The following is a 15,612-nucleotide window of genomic DNA, read 5'->3' as shown; positions in this document are numbered from 1 at the left end:
GAGGCGGGATGGCGTCTGCGCAGGTAGCGTCTCCGCCGTGGTCGACTTGGAAGCCGCCATCGGGTTCGTCGTGGCGCACGGGGACGCGGTCGAACGCGCTCGCCTCTCCTGGCTTCGCAACGGCACGCAGGTGCCCGCCGCGCTGCTGGGGATGGCCGAGGTCGGTCAGGCTCCCGACGGCGGCTGGCCGGCGAGCTGGGGCGGCGAGGTCGCCTCGATCGACGCCACCTGCTTCCGGCTCGCCGAGCTGGACGACCTGGGCGCGCTCGGCCGTCCCGCCGCCCGCCGCGCCCTGGACTGGCTGGCGTCCCGGCAGCAGGCCGACGGGGGCTGGGACGAGGACCCCTCGCTGGCCGGGTCGGCTCCGGAGTGGGCCCGCCCCGGCGATCCGGAGGCGAAGCTCCTGCTCACCGCCAACGCCGGTTTCTGGCTCACCGTGGCCGGTCTGGACGCCCGCGCCGCCGGCCCGCTCGACCATCGTGTCGGCGGGGCGTACGCCGGGGTGGTCCAGGGTGCGGCCCACTCGCTGGCCGCGCGGCTACACCCGGACGGCACGTGGCCGTCCTTCCTGGCAGCCGGGTGGCTGAGTGCGGCGGTGCTGCACCGACAGGACATGTTCCAGGAGTCGGCGCGGATCCAGGTGGTGCTCGCCGAGCGGATGCCCGGGATGTCGCCGGGGGACGTGGCCTGGCTGGCGGCCACGCTGCGCCGCGTCGGCATCGACCCACAAGACTGGATCATGGTGCGGGCACTCCGCCGGCTGGCCGAGACGCAGCGCAGTGACGGTGGCTGGGAGAGCGACGACGGGCGCCAGTTCGACGTGCACTCGACGCTGTCCGCGATCCGGGCCTGCCGGCCGGCCGAGGCGCGCTAGCGCAGGTGCCCGTCCCCGGTGACCACGTACTTGGTGCTGGTCAGCTCGGGCAGGCCCATCGGTCCGCGGGCGTGCAGCTTCTGCGTGGAGATGCCGATCTCCGCGCCGAAGCCGAACTCGCCGCCGTCGGTGAACCGCGTGGAGGCGTTCACCATGACCGCCGCCGCGTCCACCCGGGCGACGAACTCGCGGGCCGCGCTCGCCGAGTCGGTGAGGATGGCCTCGGTGTGCCCGGTGCCGTAGCGCCGGATGTGCGCCACCGCCGCGTCCAGCGAGTCGACCACCGCGACGGAGATGTCGGCGGACAGGTATTCCGTGGCGTAGTCCTCCTCGGTGGCCGGCACCACGGCTGCGGAGTGTGCGGCCACCTCGGGGGAGCCGTGCACGGTCACCCCGGCCTCGGCGAACGCGGCCAGCATCGATGGCAGGAACGCGTCGGCGACGCCCGCGTGCACCAGCAGCGACTCGGCGGTGTTGCAGGTGGACAGCCGCTGGGTCTTCGCGTTCACCGTCACGGCGACGGCCTTCGCCACGTCCGCGGCGGCGTCCACGTAGACGTGGCAGTTGCCCACCCCGGTCTCGATCACCGGAACGGTCGACTCCTCGACCACGGTGCGGATCAGCGACGCGCCGCCGCGCGGGATGAGCACGTCGACCAGCCCTCGGGCGCGCATCAGCTCCTTGACCGACTCGCGGGAGCTGGCGTCGAGAAGCTGCACCGCGTCGGCCGGCAGGCCGGCCCCGGCGACCGCGTCGCGCAGCACCGCGACCAGCGCCGCGTTGGAGTGCGCGGCCGAGGACGACCCGCGGAGCAGCGCCGCGTTGCCTGACTTGAGGCAGATGCCGGCGGCGTCCACGGTCACGTTGGGGCGTGCCTCGTAGATGATGCCGACCACCCCGAACGGCACCCGGATCTGACGCAGCTCCAAGCCGTTGGGCAGGGTCGAGCCGCGGACCACCTCACCGACCGGGTCGGGCAACGCGGCCATCTGACGCAGCGCGTCGGCGATGCCGGCAACCCGAGGCGCGTCGAGGGCGAGCCGGTCCAGCACGGCCGCGCTCAGCCCGGCCTCCCGGCCGGCCGCCAGGTCCGTCTCATTCGCGGCCAGGATCTCGGGGGTACGCGCCACCAGCGCGTCGGCCATCGCGGTCAGCGCGGCGTCCTTGGCGGTACGCGTGGCCACGGCCAACTCCGCGGCGGCGTCCCGCGCCCGCCGCGCCTGCTCCTCGACGCTCATGCCGGCACTCCTTCTTCTGCCTACAGCAGTACGAGGTCGTCGCGGTGGACGACCTCCCGTTCGTACGCCGGGCCGAGCGCCGCGGCGAGTTCGGAGGTGGAGCGACCGAGTAGCCCGGGCAGCTCCACCGCGTCGTAGTTGACCAGCCCGCGGGCCACCGACGCGCCGGCGGTGTCCACCAGGTCGACCGGGTCGCCGGCGGTGAACGACCCGTCCACGGCGGTGATGCCGGCCGGCAGCAGCGACTTGCGCCGCCCGACGACGGCGGCGACCGCGCCCGGATCGAGGTGCAGCCGCCCCCGTGGCGAGGTGGCGTGGGCCAGCCAGAACAGCCGGGCCGCCGGGCGCTGCCGCTGCGGGTGGAACAGCGTGCCGACCGGCTCGCCGGTCAGCGCCGGGGCGGCCAGGTCGGCGGCGGTGAGCACCACCGGTATGCCGAAGCCGGTGGCGATCCGGGCCGCCTCGACCTTGGTCACCATGCCGCCGGTGCCGACCCCGGAGCGGCCGGCACCGCCGACGGTGATCCCGGCCAGGTCCTTGTCGTCGCGGACCTCGGCGATCCGCGTCGACTGGGGGCGGGCCGGGTCGCCGGTCCAGAGCGCGTCCACGTCGGAGAGGAGCACCAGCAGGTCGGCGTGCACCAGAGCGGCCACCAGGGCTGCCAGCCGATCGTTGTCGCCGAAGCGGATCTCGTCGGTGGCCACCGTGTCGTTCTCGTTGACGATCGGCACCGCGCGCAGGTCGAGCAGCTTGCGCAGGGTGCGGTACGCGTTGCGGTAGTGCGCCCGTCGGGTCACGTCGTCGACGGTGAGCAGCACCTGCCCGACGGTCAGCCGGTGTCGGGCGAAGCTGGCCGCGTACCGGCCGATCAGCAGGCCCTGCCCGACGCTGGCGGCGGCCTGCTGGGTGGCCAGGTCGCGCGGGCGTCGGGTCAGCCCGAGCGGGGCCAGGCCGGCGGCGATCGCGCCCGAGGAGACCAGCACCACCTCGCGCCCCTCGGCGGCGAGCCGGCCCAGGGCGTCGACGAGCGCATCGACCCGCTCGTCGGCCAGCCCGCCGCTGGCGGTGGTCAACGACGAGGATCCGATCTTGACGACGACCCGTCGGGCGGCCGTGACTGCGTCGCGCACCCGCCCATTCTGCGCGGTCCGTGCGGCGGGGCCGGATTGCGTTCCCATATCGTGGCGGACTGTGACACCGGACGAGTACGTCGAGGCGGTGCTGGACCTGGTCGAGCGGATCCCGCCCGGGCGGGTGATGTCGTACGGCGGGGTGGCGGACGCGCTCGCGGAGCGCTCGGGCCGCGTCTCGGCCCGGTTGGTGGGCACCATCATGGCCCGGCACGGCAGCGCGGTGCCCTGGCATCGGGTGGTGACGTCAGCGGGCCGACTGCCCCCCGGGCACGAGCGTGAGGCGCGGGCCCGACTGCGGGCCGAGGGGGCGCCGCTGCGCGGCGAGGGTGTGGACATCCGGGCAGCGGGTTGGTCGCCGGAGGAGGGGATGTGACCTCCGGCTGAACGTGAGTAACATTCGGCCCCATGAACCCGCCGCCGGGTGACGCCGGCTCGTCCGCCGCCGGTCCGCTGCCCCGGCCCGTGCACGCCGGATACGCGCTCGGCTCACTGGCCACCGGCGCGTTCGGCACCGTGCCCGGTCTGCTGCTGTTGCCCTACCTGACCGACACGCTGGGCGTGGCCGCCGGGGTGGCCGCCCTGCTGGTGCTGCTGCCCAAGGCATGGGACGTGCTGGTCAACCCGGTCGCCGGGCGGATCTCCGACCGCACCCGGTCGCGCTGGGGAGCCCGCAGGCCGTACCTGCTCGTCGCCGGTCTCGCGCTCGCCGTGCTCTTCGCAGCCATCTTCGCCGCGCCGTTCGGCAACGGCCCCGGTGCCGCGGCGTACGTGGCGCTCGCCTTCCTGGCCACCGCCACCGCGTTCGCCTTCTTCCAGGTGCCGTACGTGGCGATGCCGGCGGAGCTGACCGACGACTACGCCGAACGTACCCGGCTGATGACCTGGCGGATCGCCCTGCTGGCACTGGCCATCCTGGTCTCCGGCGCGGTCGCCCCGCTGGTGGTGACCGCCGGCGGGAACGGCGTGGCCGGGCACCGCTGGATGGGGCTCTTCGTGGCGGTGCTGATCGCCCTCGGCGCCCTCGGGGCGTTCGTCGGGACCCGGTCCGCCCCGACGGGCACGGTGGGCGGCAGCGAGTCGACGCTGCGCGCCCAGCTCGCCGTGGCCGGCGCCAACCGCCCGTTCCGGGCCCTCCTGATCTGCTTCGTCGTGCAGTCCGCCGGGGTGGCGACCATCCTGGCCGGGGTCAACTACTTCGCCGGGCAGATCCTGCGCGACGAACAGGGCGGGTCGACCCTGCTCTTCGTCTGCTTCGTCGGGCCGGCGCTGCTGGTGATGCCGCTCTGGAGCCGGGTCGGCGCCCGGCTGGGCAAGCGGGCCGCCCTGGTCGCCGCCGCGCTGATCCTCGCCGCCGGGGCGCTCGCCCTGGTCGCCGCGCCGGTGCTGCCGCCGGTCGCGGTCTACCTCGTGGTCGCGGTGATCGGCGTCGGCTACGCCGGCCAGCAGGTGTTCGCGCTCGCCATGTTGCCGGACTGCATCGCGTACGACACGGCGCGCACCGGCAGGCGGCAGGCCGGCGTCTTCACCGGCCTCTGGACCGCCGGGGAGACCTTCGGCCTGGCTCTCGGCCCGGGCATCTACGGCCTGGTGCTCCAACTCTGCGGCTACGTCTCCTCCGACACGGGCACGGCGGCCGCCCAGTCCGACACCGCCCGCCTCGGCGTCCTGCTGGGCTTCACGGTGATCCCGGCCCTGCTGGTAGCCCCCCCGGTCCTCCTCCTCCGCCACTACACCCTCACCCCCGCCCTCCTGGCCGCAGCCACCCACGACGGCCGCGTCGATCATGGAGTTGAGCTGGGGGACGAAGCCGTTGACCAGCACGAGAAGGGCACCATTACTTCATGATCGACGAGAGCGGGAGCGGGAGCGGGAGCGGGAGCGGGAGCGGGAGCGGGAGCGGGAGCGGGAGCGGGAGCGGGAGCGGGAGCGGGAGCGGAGCCGGAAAGGCCGGAGCCGTGGCGGGTGGGGCGTTGTCGGCCAGCGGGGTGGCGGCCGATGTCGTGCTGGCCGAGATCCGGGAGTTGAGGGCCCTCGATCGGCCCACCCACGGCGGGCGGCTGTTCGCGTACGTCTACGACCCGGCGGTGCCGGGCCTGGACGACCTCGCGGCCGCCGCGCACCGGGAGAGCGCGCACGTCAACGGGCTGGACCCGACCGCGTTCCCGTCCCTGCTGGCGATGGAGAACGCGCTTGTCGGCGCCGCCGGTCGGGTGCTCGGCGGTGGCCCGGGCACGACCGCGCCGGACGTGGTCGGCAGTGTCACCAGCGGCGGCACCGAATCGCTCATCCTCGCGGTCAAGGCGGCCCGGGACGCCCACCCGGAGCTGGCCGCACCGCGGATCGTGGTGCCGGCGAGCGCGCACGCGGCGTTCGCCAAGGCGGCGCACTACCTGCGGGTGGCGCTGGACGTGGTTCCGGTCTCCCCGGACACGCTGCGCCCCGACCCGGCCGCGATGGCCGCCGCGATCGGCCCGGAAACCGTGTTGGTGGCCTGCTCCGCGCCGTCGTACGCGCACGGCGTCGTGGACCCGGTCGCGGAGATCGCGGCGGCCGCCGCCGCTGCCGGGGTGCGCTGCCACGTGGACGCCTGCTTCGGCGGCTGGACCCTGCCGTACCTGCGCCGCCTCGGTGCGCCGGTGCCGCCGTTCGACTTCGCGGTGCCCGGTGTCACCTCGATCTCGGTGGACCTGCACAAGTACGCGTACGCGCCGAAGGGTGTGTCGGTGCTGCTGCACCGTGATGCCGCGGGACGTGCCCCGCAGTACTTCGCGTACGCGGACTGGCCCGGCTACACCATGATCAACCCGGGAATCGCCTCCACCCGCTCGGGCGGGCCGATCGCCGCCGCGTACGCGACCCTGCGGCACCTCGGCGACGCCGGCTATCTGGCCCTGGCCGAGCGCACCCGGGACGCGGTGGCCGGGCTGGCCGAGGCCGTGCGCAGGGTCGACGGGCTGCGGCTGATGGCTGAGCCGGAGTCCACCGTGGTCTGTTTCACCGCCGCCGAGGGCGGTCCCGACCTGTTCGTCCTGGTCGACGAGCTCACCGCGCGGGGCTGGCACACCCAACCCCAGTTGTCGTACGCCGGCCTGCCGGCCAGCGTGCACCTCACGGTGACCGCGGCGGTCGCGCCCCGGGTGGCCGAGTTCGGGCCGGACCTGGCCGACGCGGTGGCCGCGGCCCACGCCGCCGGTCCGGTCGCCCTGCCGGCCGAGCTGATGGCGCTGGCGACGTCGCTGACCCCGGACGCGCTCACGCCCGAGCTGGTCGCCGGGCTCGCCGCCGGGCTCGGCCTCACCGGTGCTGGCGACGCGCCGACGCCGGAGCGGATGGCGGTGGTGAACACGCTGCTCGACGCCGCGCCGCCGGCGCTGCGTGAACGGCTGCTGGTCGAGTTCGTCGGTCTGCTGCAACGCCCGGCGTGGGGTTCGGACGGCTGAACCCGATACCCGAACTGTGCGGGGCGGCCGATCGGTGACCGACCGCCCCGTCGACGGATCAGCGGTAGTCGAACGATGACACGTTGTTGCTGATGTCGGGCTCCAGCCACCGGCCCTTGCCGCCGGGACCTTCCGGCCAGACCTCCAACGGCACCTTTCCAGGAGACAGGCTGGCGCCGGCGGCGACCCGCAGGTCCAGGGTGCGGCTCACCTCGCTGTTCGCCTCGATGCTGTTCAGGTGGCAGAAGACCAATAACGTCGCGTCGTCGTTGAAGTCGCAGCCCGTCCAGCCGCCGCCGGTGGGCCGCAGCGCCGTCGGCAGGTCGATCTGGAGCACTCCGACCGGCACGGTCCGATCGGTGGTGTTGCGCACCCGGATGGTGACCGAACCCGACCGGGTGCCGTCCGGCTCAGTGGTCAGGACCAGATCGGTCGCGGTCACGCCCAGGTCGGCCGAGTGCGGGTTGGGGCCGAATGCGCGGGGCCCGGACACCTGCTCGAACCCGTCGCCGGTCCACCGGTAGCCGCGCCACTGACGCTGGGAGTATTCGAGCGGCCAACCGCTGCCGGGCGCGATGTCGGCCACCTCGACCCGGACCGCACCGTCGGTGTCGACGTCCACGGCGGTCACCCAGCCCGGCGTCGGACGGGCGGTGGCGGTCACCCGGCCGAGAGTGATCACCCGACCGCCGGTGTCCCGGTCGAACGCGACCACCTGGAAGGCTCCGCGGGTGCCGAAGACACAGCGGACCAGGGCGACCGTCTCCGTCGCACCGTCCTCGTCCAGGTCGCCCTGATCGATCGCGACGAGCTGGTTGGTGTCGTCCCTGGCCGGGTCGGTCCCCAACCGCACCCGCCCGCTCGGGCAGGCCGCGGGTGCGGCCCAGGCCGGCAGCGACACCGTCGCGGCGAGCAGTTGGCCCCGGCTGATCCGGCCGTCGGGCGCGGCAAGGCTCGGGGTGGGGCTGCTGCTCGACGGGGTGGACGATGGGCTGGCCGTTCTGCTCGCCGAGGGGCTGGACGACGGGGATCCCGTGGGCTCCACCGGGCCGGGCTGGGGCGGTGGGGCGTGCAGTGCGGCGTACCCGAGCACCGGCCCGGCCGCCATCGCGAGCACCAGCGCGACGGCGCGGCCGACCGTCCGGCGGCGACGCAGGCGAACGGTACGGCGGACCGCCGCCGGGCCCGGCGGATCGACCCCGGGCAGTGCCTTCGCGCGGTACCGGGCGAACTGCTCGGCGATTGCGACGGACTCTTGCTCAGGCATCCTGCGCCTCCTCGGTCGTGTCCCGCAGGGCGGCGGCGAGCGCTGCCCTGGCGCGGTGCAGCCAGGACTTGACCGTTCCCTCGGCCACCTGTTCCTGAGCGGCGATCTCGGCGATCGACAGGTCGGCGAGGTAGTGCAGGATCACCGCCCGGCGTTGCCGGGCGGGCAGCACCGCCAGTGCGGCTTCCAACGCCACCCGGTCGGGACCCGGCCCGGCCACGTGGGCCTCCCGCTGCCGCAGCAGCCAGGCCCGCGCGGTCCGTAACCGTCGCCACCGGTTGTGCGCCAGGTTCCAGGCAACCCGCCGTGTCCAGGCCAACGGGTCGTCGTACCGGGACACCTGGTCCCACCTGGCGAAGACCCGGCAGAACGCCTCCTGCACCAGGTCCTGGGCCTGCGCGACGTCACCCGTGTACGCCCGCAACTGCACGACGAGCCCTCGGAAATGGGCGTGGTAGAAGTCGTCGAAGCTCAACTCCGCAGGGTCGGACGCGGCAGCCGGTCCAGGGTCCGGTGGCGCAGCACCAGCCCTCACGTCTCTCGTCACACTCACTCGTCCTCCCCGTGGCGGTGCGGGCGGTGCGTTCGCCGGCACCCTTCACACAGCCGGGCCCGCCGGTCGGTTGCGCACGACCGGGGGAGGTTCTCTGTCGGGTGCGGGACATCGGGCCGCCGCGGAAGGCCGTGGACGCCCGATCGACCGTCGTGCGCGCGGCGGACCCGGCCGGGAGTACCGGCCGGGCCCGATCAGCAGGTCACGGAATCACCCGCACGTTCACCCTGTCGTCCCCGGATGTCAGGTCCCGCCAGCTCTGCTGCTTGCTGTCGTAGTGCGTGACCCACACCGCAGGCTGCCCGAGGGTGGCCGGATCGACCAGGAGCCGGAAGGTGTACGTCCGACGGTTCCCGGACCGCAACCCCGGCGCCAGGCAGGTGTCGGCCGACTCCCCGCCCTCGAACGGCTCGCAGAGCGAGAAGTCCCCGCCGTTGCGCGTCCCCACCTGCTCCAGGCCGTCGATGCCGACGTGCGCCACGTCCAGGGGTCCCTTGTTCGTGACGGTCAGCTTCAGCGTGCCCGTACGCCTACCGCCGGCACCTGCCGGCCCGAGGACCAGGTCGCCCCCGGTCAGCACCAGATCGGTGAGCCGCGGGTCCTGCCCGAACTTCGTCGGGCCGTCGGTCTGGGTGAACCGATCGCCGAGCCACCGGTACGTCCGCAGTTGTTCCTGGCGCGCACGGGTCGGGGTGCCGCAGCACGGTTGGAGGTCGGCGACCCGCACCTGGACCGATCCTGTCGCGCCGACCGCCATCTCGAGGATGTCGTGGACACCGTCGGCGGTCCGGGCGACCCGGCCCATCGTCACGATCTGGCCTTTTTCGTTCCGGTCGAAGGCCACCACCTGCTTCGACAACGCTTCGCCGTACCGACAGGCGACGAGGGCGATCGTCTCGGTGGCGCCGTCGCCATCGACGTCACCGTATTCGAGCGGCTCGTCGGGCAGCTCCGACACGTACACCGTCGTGTTGTTGGTCCGCAGCCGCACATTCGAGGTGGCACAACTTCCCGTGGTGGGCGACGGCCAGGCCGGCAGGTCGACGCGGGCGGCGAGCAGTTGCGCCCGACTGATCCGCCCGTTCGGAGCGTCCGGGGTGGCCGACGTGGTCGGGCTCGCGGTCGGTGGGCTGGACGCTGACGGCGACGGTGAACTCGACGGCGGCGTCGTCGTCGGCTCGACCGACACTGCCGGCGTCGGAACGTTCCGGTTTCGGTCCAGCGCGGCGTTGGCGACGACAGGGACCGCCACCACGATGGCCGCCGCGGCGGCCACGGCCACCACCGCGGTCCGCCGCCGGCGGCGCAGGGTGCGCCGGGCCTGGTCCGGCCCGGGACCGACGAACTGGGCCTTCAGGTCGTCGCGGTACGTGGCGAACCGCGCCCGCAGCCGCGGGTCGATGTCAGACATCGCGCACCCCCTCGGTGCTCTCGTCGAGCAGTCCGGCCAGCGCGACCCGACCCCGGTGCAGCCAGGACTTCACGGTGCCCTCGGCCACCCCTTCCTGAACGGCGATCTGGTTGACCGGCAGATCAGCCAGGTAGTGCAGGATGACCGCCCGGCGGTGGTTGGCGGGTAGCTTCGCCAGTGCCGCGTCGATGGCCACCCGGTCGGGTGTCGGGCCGGCGACCTCCGCCTCGACCCGCCGCTGTCGCAGCAGGTGGTTGCGGGCGGTGCGGAGCCGGCGCCAGCGGCTGCGGGCGAGATTCCAGGCGACCCGCCGGACCCAGGCGACCGGGTCGTCGTACCGGACCAGGCGGTCCCAGCGCGCCAGCGCCCGGCAGAACGCCTCCTGGGCCAGGTCCTGTGCCTGCGGGAGATCTCCGGTGTACGCGCACAGCTGCGTGGTCACACTGTGGAAGTGCGCGTGGTAGAAGTCGTCGAAGGTAGTCGCCGTCGTCTTCGACCCACCAACCATCAGCGCTGTTGGTGGGTCGTTGGCGTGGGCTCCCGTCATCACTGTCACTGTCCCTCCCCGTTGCCGTAGGGCCGGTGCCCCGGCGCCGGTAACACTCCACGGCAACGGAGAGGGTTGCGGACCCACCTGGCGGTGAACCGACTGTCCACGGGCGACCTGTCGGGACCGCCGGTCAGCGGTAGTAGTGGGTAAAGGTGGCGAAGTTGTCGTCCCGATCGCGTTCGGCCAGACTCCCGCCGTCGGCGCTCTGGACGACGAGTTCGATGGTTGCCTTGCCGGAGGGCAGCGGCATTCCCTGCCCGCGCCGTAGCTGGAGGGTCAGTCGAAGGTCCGCGTGCGGGGCGAGCCGGCCCAGCGTGCACTGGTACGGCGCGCGCGCCTCGTGCATGTTCTCGCGACACCGGTCCCAGCCGTCCCCGACCGGCCGCAGCTGCCACGGCAGTCCGAAGGACAGCACCGCGGCGGGCACCTCGCTGGCGCTGGCGTTGCGTACCCGGACCTGGACGGTGCCCGAGAAGCTGTCGCCCGGCTCCCTGGCGAGAGCCAGGTTCGAGGAGGTGACCGACACGTCGGCGGCGTACGGGTTGGGGCCGAAGCTGGTCGGCCCCTCGGCCTGCTGGAACCGGTCGCCGTTCCACCGGTACCCGCGCCACTGACGCTGTGACCGCTCCAGCGGCCAACCGGTGTCCGGTGCCCGGTCGGCGATCGCCACCCGGACCATCCCGTCCGCCCGGACCTCCAGCCCGATCAGCCACTCCGGGGTCGGGGCGGCGGTGGCGGCCACCCGGCCGAGCGTCACGATCCGCCCCGACGCGTCGCGGTCGAAGGCGACCACCTGCGCCGGCCCCCGGGTGCCGAAGACGCAGCGCACCAGGGCCACGGTCTCCGGCGCCCCGTCCCGGTCCACGTCGCCGTGGGCCAGCTCGACGAGCAGGTTGACGTCGTCGCGTACCAGGTCGCCGCCGAGCCGGATCCCCCGGGATGGGCAGGCCTTGCCGTCCGGTCGCTCGGGCAGGTCGTTCCAGCCGGGCAGGTCGACGGTGGCGGCAAGCAGGTCGGCGCGGTCGATCGTCGCGTCCGGTGGCGTCGGCGAGGGGACGGGGGAGTCGGACGGGGTCGGCGAAACCGTGGCCGGAGCCGGCGACGGGGGGTCGCGGCGCAGTGCCGCCTGACCGGCCACCGGCACGGCCACCCCCAGCACCAGCGCGGCGGCCACCACCACCGCGCTACGGCGCCGCCGGCGCCGGACGGTGTGCCGGACCGCGGCCGGGCCGTCCGGCGCGATGGCCGGAAAGACAGTGCTCCGGTACGCGGAGAACTCCGCGTCGAGCCGGGCGACGTCGAAGTCAGACACGGTCGGTCACCTCGCTCTGGGGGGCAAGCTGAGCCGCGAGCGCGGCGCGGCCCCGGTGCAACCAGGACTTGACGGTGCCCTCCGGCACGTCCTCCTGCTGGGCGATCTCGGTGATGGAGAGGTCCGCGAGGTGGTGCAGGACCACCACGCGGCGATGGTTCGCCGGTAGCTCCGCGAGCGCCCGGCTCAGCGCCACCCGGTCCGGACCGGGACCGGGCACGTGCTCCTCCCGCTGCCGCCGCAGGTACGACTGGGCGGTCCGCAGCCGCCGCCAGCGGCTGGTCGCCAGGTTCCAGGCGACCCGCCGGACCCACGCGACGGGGTCGTCGTAGCGGGCGACCTTCGCCCACCGGGCGAAGGCTCGGCAGAACGCCTCCTGAACCAGGTCCTGCGCCTGGTTGAGGTCGCCGCAGTAGGCGGCGAGTTGGGCGGTCAGCGACCGGAAATGTGCGTGGTAGAGCTGATCGAAGTCCACGGCCTCGATCGGGGTCCGCCCCGTCGGGCGGAGCGCGCCGTCGGGCGGAGGCTCGTCGAGCCTCGATTCGGCGCTCACCGTCACCTGAGTCCTCCCCGTATCCGTCAACCCCCTCCCCTGAGGGACGACGTGCTTCACACGCCGGGCTGCCGGACCACGTTGCGGCTGCACGGTCGACGTATCGGTGAACATTCGATGTACCGGCGGCGGGCGCTCACCGCCGGGTCGTACCCGCCACGACTGTGATTCACTGTCGGTGAGGGAAGGGGGCGCCCGTGCAGCTGCCGGGAGTGCTCGGCGAGCCGATCCGGTTCGTGCTGAACTGGGGTCGCCGCTACTCGCTCTGGGTCTTCAACTTCGGCCTGGCATGCTGCGCGATCGAGTTCATCGCCACCAGCATGGGCCGGCACGACTTCATCCGGCTCGGCGTGATCCCGTTCGCCCACGGCCCCCGGCAGGCCGACCTCATGGTGGTCTCCGGCACGGTGACCGACAAGATGGCCCCGGCGATCAAGCGGCTCTACGACCAGATGCCCGAGCCGAAGTACGTCATCTCGTTCGGCGCCTGCTCCAACTGCGGTGGCCCCTACTGGGACTCGTACTCGGTGACCAAGGGCGTCGACCAGCTCATCCCGGTCGACGTCTACGTGCCCGGCTGCCCGCCCCGGCCGGAGGCGCTCCTGCACGGCATCCTGCGCCTACAGGAGAAGATCGCCGCCGAGCAGTCCGGCGTGGGTGGCGTGTCCCGACCGGATCTGCTCGCCGCGCCGGTGGACACCGCCCCCCGCGACGGCGCCGCCCCGCGCTCGGTGAACTCGCTCACCGCACCTCCCGTACGCCCACCCGCCGTCGACTGAGACGGGCAGCGGTCTCACCCGGTCGGCTCGGGCGGACCGGTCGGTCGTCCGACCACCCGGGGTGGTGGCGCCGGGCTAGCCTGCGCACCATGAGCAACTCCTCCGACCAGCGGTCCGCCCACATCCTCGACGTGCTCACCGAGGAGTTCGGCGCGTCGATGGCGATCGACCCGGCCGCCTTCCGCCGCAAGTTCCGCAAGATGGCGGCGTCGCCGTTCGCGTTCTACCGGGGCAGCGCCGCACTCTTCTACGCCGACCAGCGGGGCGACTTCGCCGACGACCGGTTCGCCGACGAGCGCACCAGCCGGGTGTGGATCCACGGTGACCTGCACGCCGAGAACTTCGGCACGTACATGAACGCCTCCGGGCAGCTCGTGTTCAACGTCAACGACTTCGACGAGGCGTACGTGGGGCCGTTCACCTGGGATCTGCGGCGCTTCGCGGCCAGCGTGGCGCTGCTCGGCTACGGCAAGGCGCTCTCCGACACGGTGATCGGCGACCTGGTGGCCGGCTTCGCCCGTTCGTACCTGACCGAGCTGCGGGCGATCGCCGCCGGCGGGGACGACGCGATCGGCTCGATCACCCTGGACAACGCCGACGGGGTGCTGCGCCGGGTGCTCCAGCAGGCCCGTCTCAACACCCGGGTCGACCTGCTCGCCACGCAGACCACCGTCGACAACTACGAGCGACGGTTCTCCGTGGGTGACGGGGTCTTCGAGATCGACGAAGCCACCCGGGACAAGGTCCTCGACGCCTTCCAGGGCTACCTGGGCACCCTTCCTCCCACGTCGGCGCGACCGCGGCCGGTGGCGGCGCAGATCAAGGACGTGGTGCTGCGCAAGGGCGTGGGCATCGGCTCGGCCGGACTGCCGTCGTACAACCTGCTGCTGGAGGGGCACACCCAGGCCCTGGAGAACGACGTCGTCATCTACATGAAGCAGGCGCAGGTGCCGGCGGTGGCGCGGTACGTCACCGACGAATCGGTCCGGGGCTACTTCCAGCACCAGGGTCACCGGACCGCCGAGTCGCAGCGGGCGTTGCAGGCGCACGCCGACCCGTGGCTGGGCTTCACCGAGCTGGACGGTGCCGGCCAGCTGGTCGCCGAGGTCTCCCCGTACGCCGCCGACCTGGACTGGTCCGACGTCAACGAGCTGGAGGAGTTGACCGGGGTGCTCGTCGACCTGGGTCGGGCGGTGGCCAGGATGCACTCGGTCGCCGATGACGAGTCCAGCCACGACCTGGTGGACTACTCCACCGAGGAGGCGATCGTCGCCGTGGTGGGCGCCGACGAGTCGGGTTTCGTCGGCCATCTGGTGGACTTCGCGCACGCGTACGGGGTGCGTGCCCGGCAGGACCACCAGCTCTTCGTGGACCTGTTCCGCAACGGTCGGCTGCCCGGCATCTGAGCGGGCGGCCTGCCGGTCAGGAGCCGAACTCCAGCACCACCTTGATGTCGCCCGGCCCGGCGGTGTACGCCTCCTCGTACCGCTCGACCGGCACCCGCCTGGTGAGCAGCGACTCGAGCCAGGACTGGTCGGCGCGGGTGAGCGCCTGCGCGGCCATGGTCCAGTGCCGACGGTTGGCGTTCACCGAGCCGAAGACCACGTTGTTCTCCAGCACCAGGGCCCGGTTGAGCGCGCCCGCGTCGAAGTCGATGCTCCGGCCGCCGCTGGACACCCCGGCCAGGCAGACGATCCCGGTCGGGGCCGCCTTGCACATCACGTCGATGACCACCCGCGGGGCGCCGGTGCACTCGACGACCACGTCGGGCTCGAAGGGCAGGTCGTTGACCGACACGGTGTGGTACGAGGCGCCGAGCGCGGCCACCAGCTCGGGTTTCGGCCCCGAGGTCGCCCGGTCCAGCACGTGGACGGCGAGCCCGCGCTGGGTGGCGAGCAGCGCGGCCAGCAGCCCGATCGGCCCCGCACCGGTCACCAGGACGGTCTGCGGCTGCCATTCGGCCCGGTGCCCGATCCGCTCGATGTGGTCCCATGCCTTGGCCACCACGCTGGTGGGCTCCAGCAGCACACCGACCCGGGCCAGCGCCGGGTCGAGCCCGACCGCGAACTGGGGCTCGATCCGCCAGCGGTCGCGGGCGAACCCTGGCAGCGCCTTGATGCCGTGTTCGGTGTACTGACCGTTGCGGCACATGTCCCACTCGCCGACCGCGCAGTTGGGGCAGGGCACCGGGTCGGGGTGCCGGACGATCCCGGCCACCAGGTCTCCGGACTGGAAGGTGCCGCTGAGGTCCTCCAGCACCCGACCCAGCGACTCGTGGCCGATGATGAGGCGGTCCGCGCCGGGCGGCGCCTCGCCGTACTGCCCGGAGATGATCTCGTGGTCGGTGCCGCAGATTCCCACGGCCAGCGCCTCGACCAGGATGCCACCCTCCTCGGGCGCCGGCTCCGGCTGATCCTCGACGAGGCTCAGCGAGTTGGCTACTCCGGGTTGCACAGTCACAGCGCGCACGCCCTCATCTTTCCCCGCCGACCGCCGTGCCGC

At 73.3% G+C, this 15,612-nt stretch carries 15 protein-coding genes; 6 read left to right on the top strand and 9 right to left on the bottom strand.

Annotated elements, in window-relative coordinates:
- The first annotated feature begins 37 nt into the window (after positions 1 to 37).
- Positions 38 to 874, top strand: coding sequence for a prenyltransferase/squalene oxidase repeat-containing protein (locus tag ACLJN9_RS26700; RefSeq protein ID WP_410814374.1), 837 nt, complete (start codon positions 38 to 40; stop codon positions 872 to 874).
- Here the strand turns inward: ACLJN9_RS26700 and ACLJN9_RS26695 are convergent.
- Both ACLJN9_RS26695 and proB read right to left on the bottom strand, forming a co-directional pair.
- Positions 871 to 2,112 carry a glutamate-5-semialdehyde dehydrogenase gene (locus ACLJN9_RS26695; protein ID WP_410814373.1) on the bottom strand — a complete coding sequence of 414 codons (1,242 nt, stop codon included), beginning with the start codon at positions 2,110 to 2,112 and terminating at the stop codon, positions 871 to 873. The two genes, ACLJN9_RS26700 and ACLJN9_RS26695, sit on opposite strands and share 4 nt — an antisense overlap.
- Before the next feature lie 20 nt (positions 2,113 to 2,132).
- On the bottom strand, positions 2,133 to 3,242 hold the full coding sequence (gene proB / locus ACLJN9_RS26690) for a glutamate 5-kinase (RefSeq protein ID WP_410814372.1): 1,110 nt from the start codon (positions 3,240 to 3,242) through the stop codon (positions 2,133 to 2,135).
- A gap of 61 nt (positions 3,243 to 3,303) precedes the next feature.
- Here proB and ACLJN9_RS26685 point away from each other — a divergent pair, with 61 nt between their 5' ends.
- From ACLJN9_RS26685 to ACLJN9_RS26675, 3 genes are all read left to right on the top strand, one after another.
- Complete coding sequence (locus ACLJN9_RS26685; RefSeq protein ID WP_410814371.1) at positions 3,304 to 3,618, top strand: MGMT family protein; 315 nt, start codon at positions 3,304 to 3,306, stop codon at positions 3,616 to 3,618.
- Positions 3,619 to 3,650: 32 nt separating this feature from the next.
- Complete coding sequence (locus ACLJN9_RS26680) at positions 3,651 to 5,090, top strand: MFS transporter (protein ID WP_410814370.1); 1,440 nt, start codon at positions 3,651 to 3,653, stop codon at positions 5,088 to 5,090.
- A 110-nt stretch (positions 5,091 to 5,200) separates the two neighbouring features.
- On the top strand, positions 5,201 to 6,685 hold the full coding sequence (locus tag ACLJN9_RS26675) for a pyridoxal phosphate-dependent decarboxylase family protein (RefSeq protein ID WP_410814369.1): 1,485 nt from the start codon (positions 5,201 to 5,203) through the stop codon (positions 6,683 to 6,685).
- Between the two features lie 58 nt (positions 6,686 to 6,743).
- On the opposite strand, the gene ACLJN9_RS26670 is transcribed toward ACLJN9_RS26675, so the two are convergent.
- The 6 genes from ACLJN9_RS26670 to ACLJN9_RS26645 all read right to left on the bottom strand — a co-directional run bounded on the left by ACLJN9_RS26670 (position 6,744) and on the right by ACLJN9_RS26645 (position 12,337).
- On the bottom strand, positions 6,744 to 7,952 hold the full coding sequence (locus ACLJN9_RS26670; RefSeq protein WP_410814368.1) for a hypothetical protein: 1,209 nt from the start codon (positions 7,950 to 7,952) through the stop codon (positions 6,744 to 6,746).
- A complete protein-coding gene (locus ACLJN9_RS26665) occupies positions 7,945 to 8,427 on the bottom strand; it encodes a sigma factor-like helix-turn-helix DNA-binding protein (protein ID WP_410814367.1) in 483 nt (160 codons plus the stop codon). The genes ACLJN9_RS26670 and ACLJN9_RS26665 overlap by 8 nt, the downstream gene beginning before the upstream one ends.
- Positions 8,428 to 8,707: 280 nt before the next feature.
- Positions 8,708 to 9,916, bottom strand: coding sequence for a hypothetical protein (locus ACLJN9_RS26660; RefSeq protein ID WP_410814366.1), 1,209 nt, complete (start codon positions 9,914 to 9,916; stop codon positions 8,708 to 8,710).
- On the bottom strand, positions 9,909 to 10,424 hold the full coding sequence (locus ACLJN9_RS26655) for a SigE family RNA polymerase sigma factor (protein WP_410814567.1): 516 nt from the start codon (positions 10,422 to 10,424) through the stop codon (positions 9,909 to 9,911). Before ACLJN9_RS26655 ends, ACLJN9_RS26660 begins: the two co-directional genes overlap by 8 nt.
- Positions 10,425 to 10,596: 172 nt before the next feature.
- Positions 10,597 to 11,778 carry a hypothetical protein gene (locus ACLJN9_RS26650; protein WP_410814365.1) on the bottom strand — a complete coding sequence of 394 codons (1,182 nt, stop codon included), beginning with the start codon at positions 11,776 to 11,778 and terminating at the stop codon, positions 10,597 to 10,599.
- Complete coding sequence (locus ACLJN9_RS26645; protein ID WP_410814364.1) at positions 11,771 to 12,337, bottom strand: SigE family RNA polymerase sigma factor; 567 nt, start codon at positions 12,335 to 12,337, stop codon at positions 11,771 to 11,773. Before ACLJN9_RS26645 ends, ACLJN9_RS26650 begins: the two co-directional genes overlap by 8 nt.
- 191 nt (positions 12,338 to 12,528) lie before the next feature.
- Here ACLJN9_RS26645 and ACLJN9_RS26640 point away from each other — a divergent pair, with 191 nt between their 5' ends.
- Both ACLJN9_RS26640 and ACLJN9_RS26635 read left to right on the top strand, forming a co-directional pair.
- Entirely contained in the window at positions 12,529 to 13,110 is a 582-nt protein-coding gene (locus tag ACLJN9_RS26640; RefSeq protein WP_410814363.1) for an NADH-quinone oxidoreductase subunit B, read from the top strand.
- A gap of 89 nt (positions 13,111 to 13,199) precedes the next feature.
- Complete coding sequence (locus tag ACLJN9_RS26635; protein ID WP_410814362.1) at positions 13,200 to 14,516, top strand: DUF2252 domain-containing protein; 1,317 nt, start codon at positions 13,200 to 13,202, stop codon at positions 14,514 to 14,516.
- 16 nt (positions 14,517 to 14,532) lie between these two features.
- Here the strand turns inward: ACLJN9_RS26635 and ACLJN9_RS26630 are convergent, their stop codons facing one another.
- A complete protein-coding gene (locus ACLJN9_RS26630; RefSeq protein WP_410814361.1) occupies positions 14,533 to 15,579 on the bottom strand; it encodes a glucose 1-dehydrogenase in 1,047 nt (348 codons plus the stop codon).
- Between the last annotated feature and the right edge of the window lie 33 nt (positions 15,580 to 15,612).

The organism is Micromonospora sp. 067-2 (assembly GCF_046549295.1).
Classification (GTDB): Bacteria; Actinomycetota; Actinomycetes; order Mycobacteriales; family Micromonosporaceae; genus Micromonospora.
This window is presented reverse-complemented; position numbering and strand designations above follow the sequence as displayed.

Bases quoted from the DNA above. Each gene is read 5' to 3' on its own strand.
- ACLJN9_RS26695 (WP_410814373.1), bottom strand. From the start codon at position 2,112: ATGAGCGTCGAGGAGCAGGCGCGGCGGGCGCGGGACGCCGCCGCGGAG.
- ACLJN9_RS26680 (WP_410814370.1), top strand. From the start codon at position 3,651: ATGAACCCGCCGCCGGGTGACGCCGGCTCGTCCGCCGCCGGTCCGCTG.
- ACLJN9_RS26670 (WP_410814368.1), bottom strand. From the start codon at position 7,952: ATGCCTGAGCAAGAGTCCGTCGCAATCGCCGAGCAGTTCGCCCGGTAC.
- ACLJN9_RS26660 (WP_410814366.1), bottom strand. From the start codon at position 9,916: ATGTCTGACATCGACCCGCGGCTGCGGGCGCGGTTCGCCACGTACCGC.
- ACLJN9_RS26655 (WP_410814567.1), bottom strand. From the start codon at position 10,424: ATGGTTGGTGGGTCGAAGACGACGGCGACTACCTTCGACGACTTCTAC.
- ACLJN9_RS26635 (WP_410814362.1), top strand. From the start codon at position 13,200: ATGAGCAACTCCTCCGACCAGCGGTCCGCCCACATCCTCGACGTGCTC.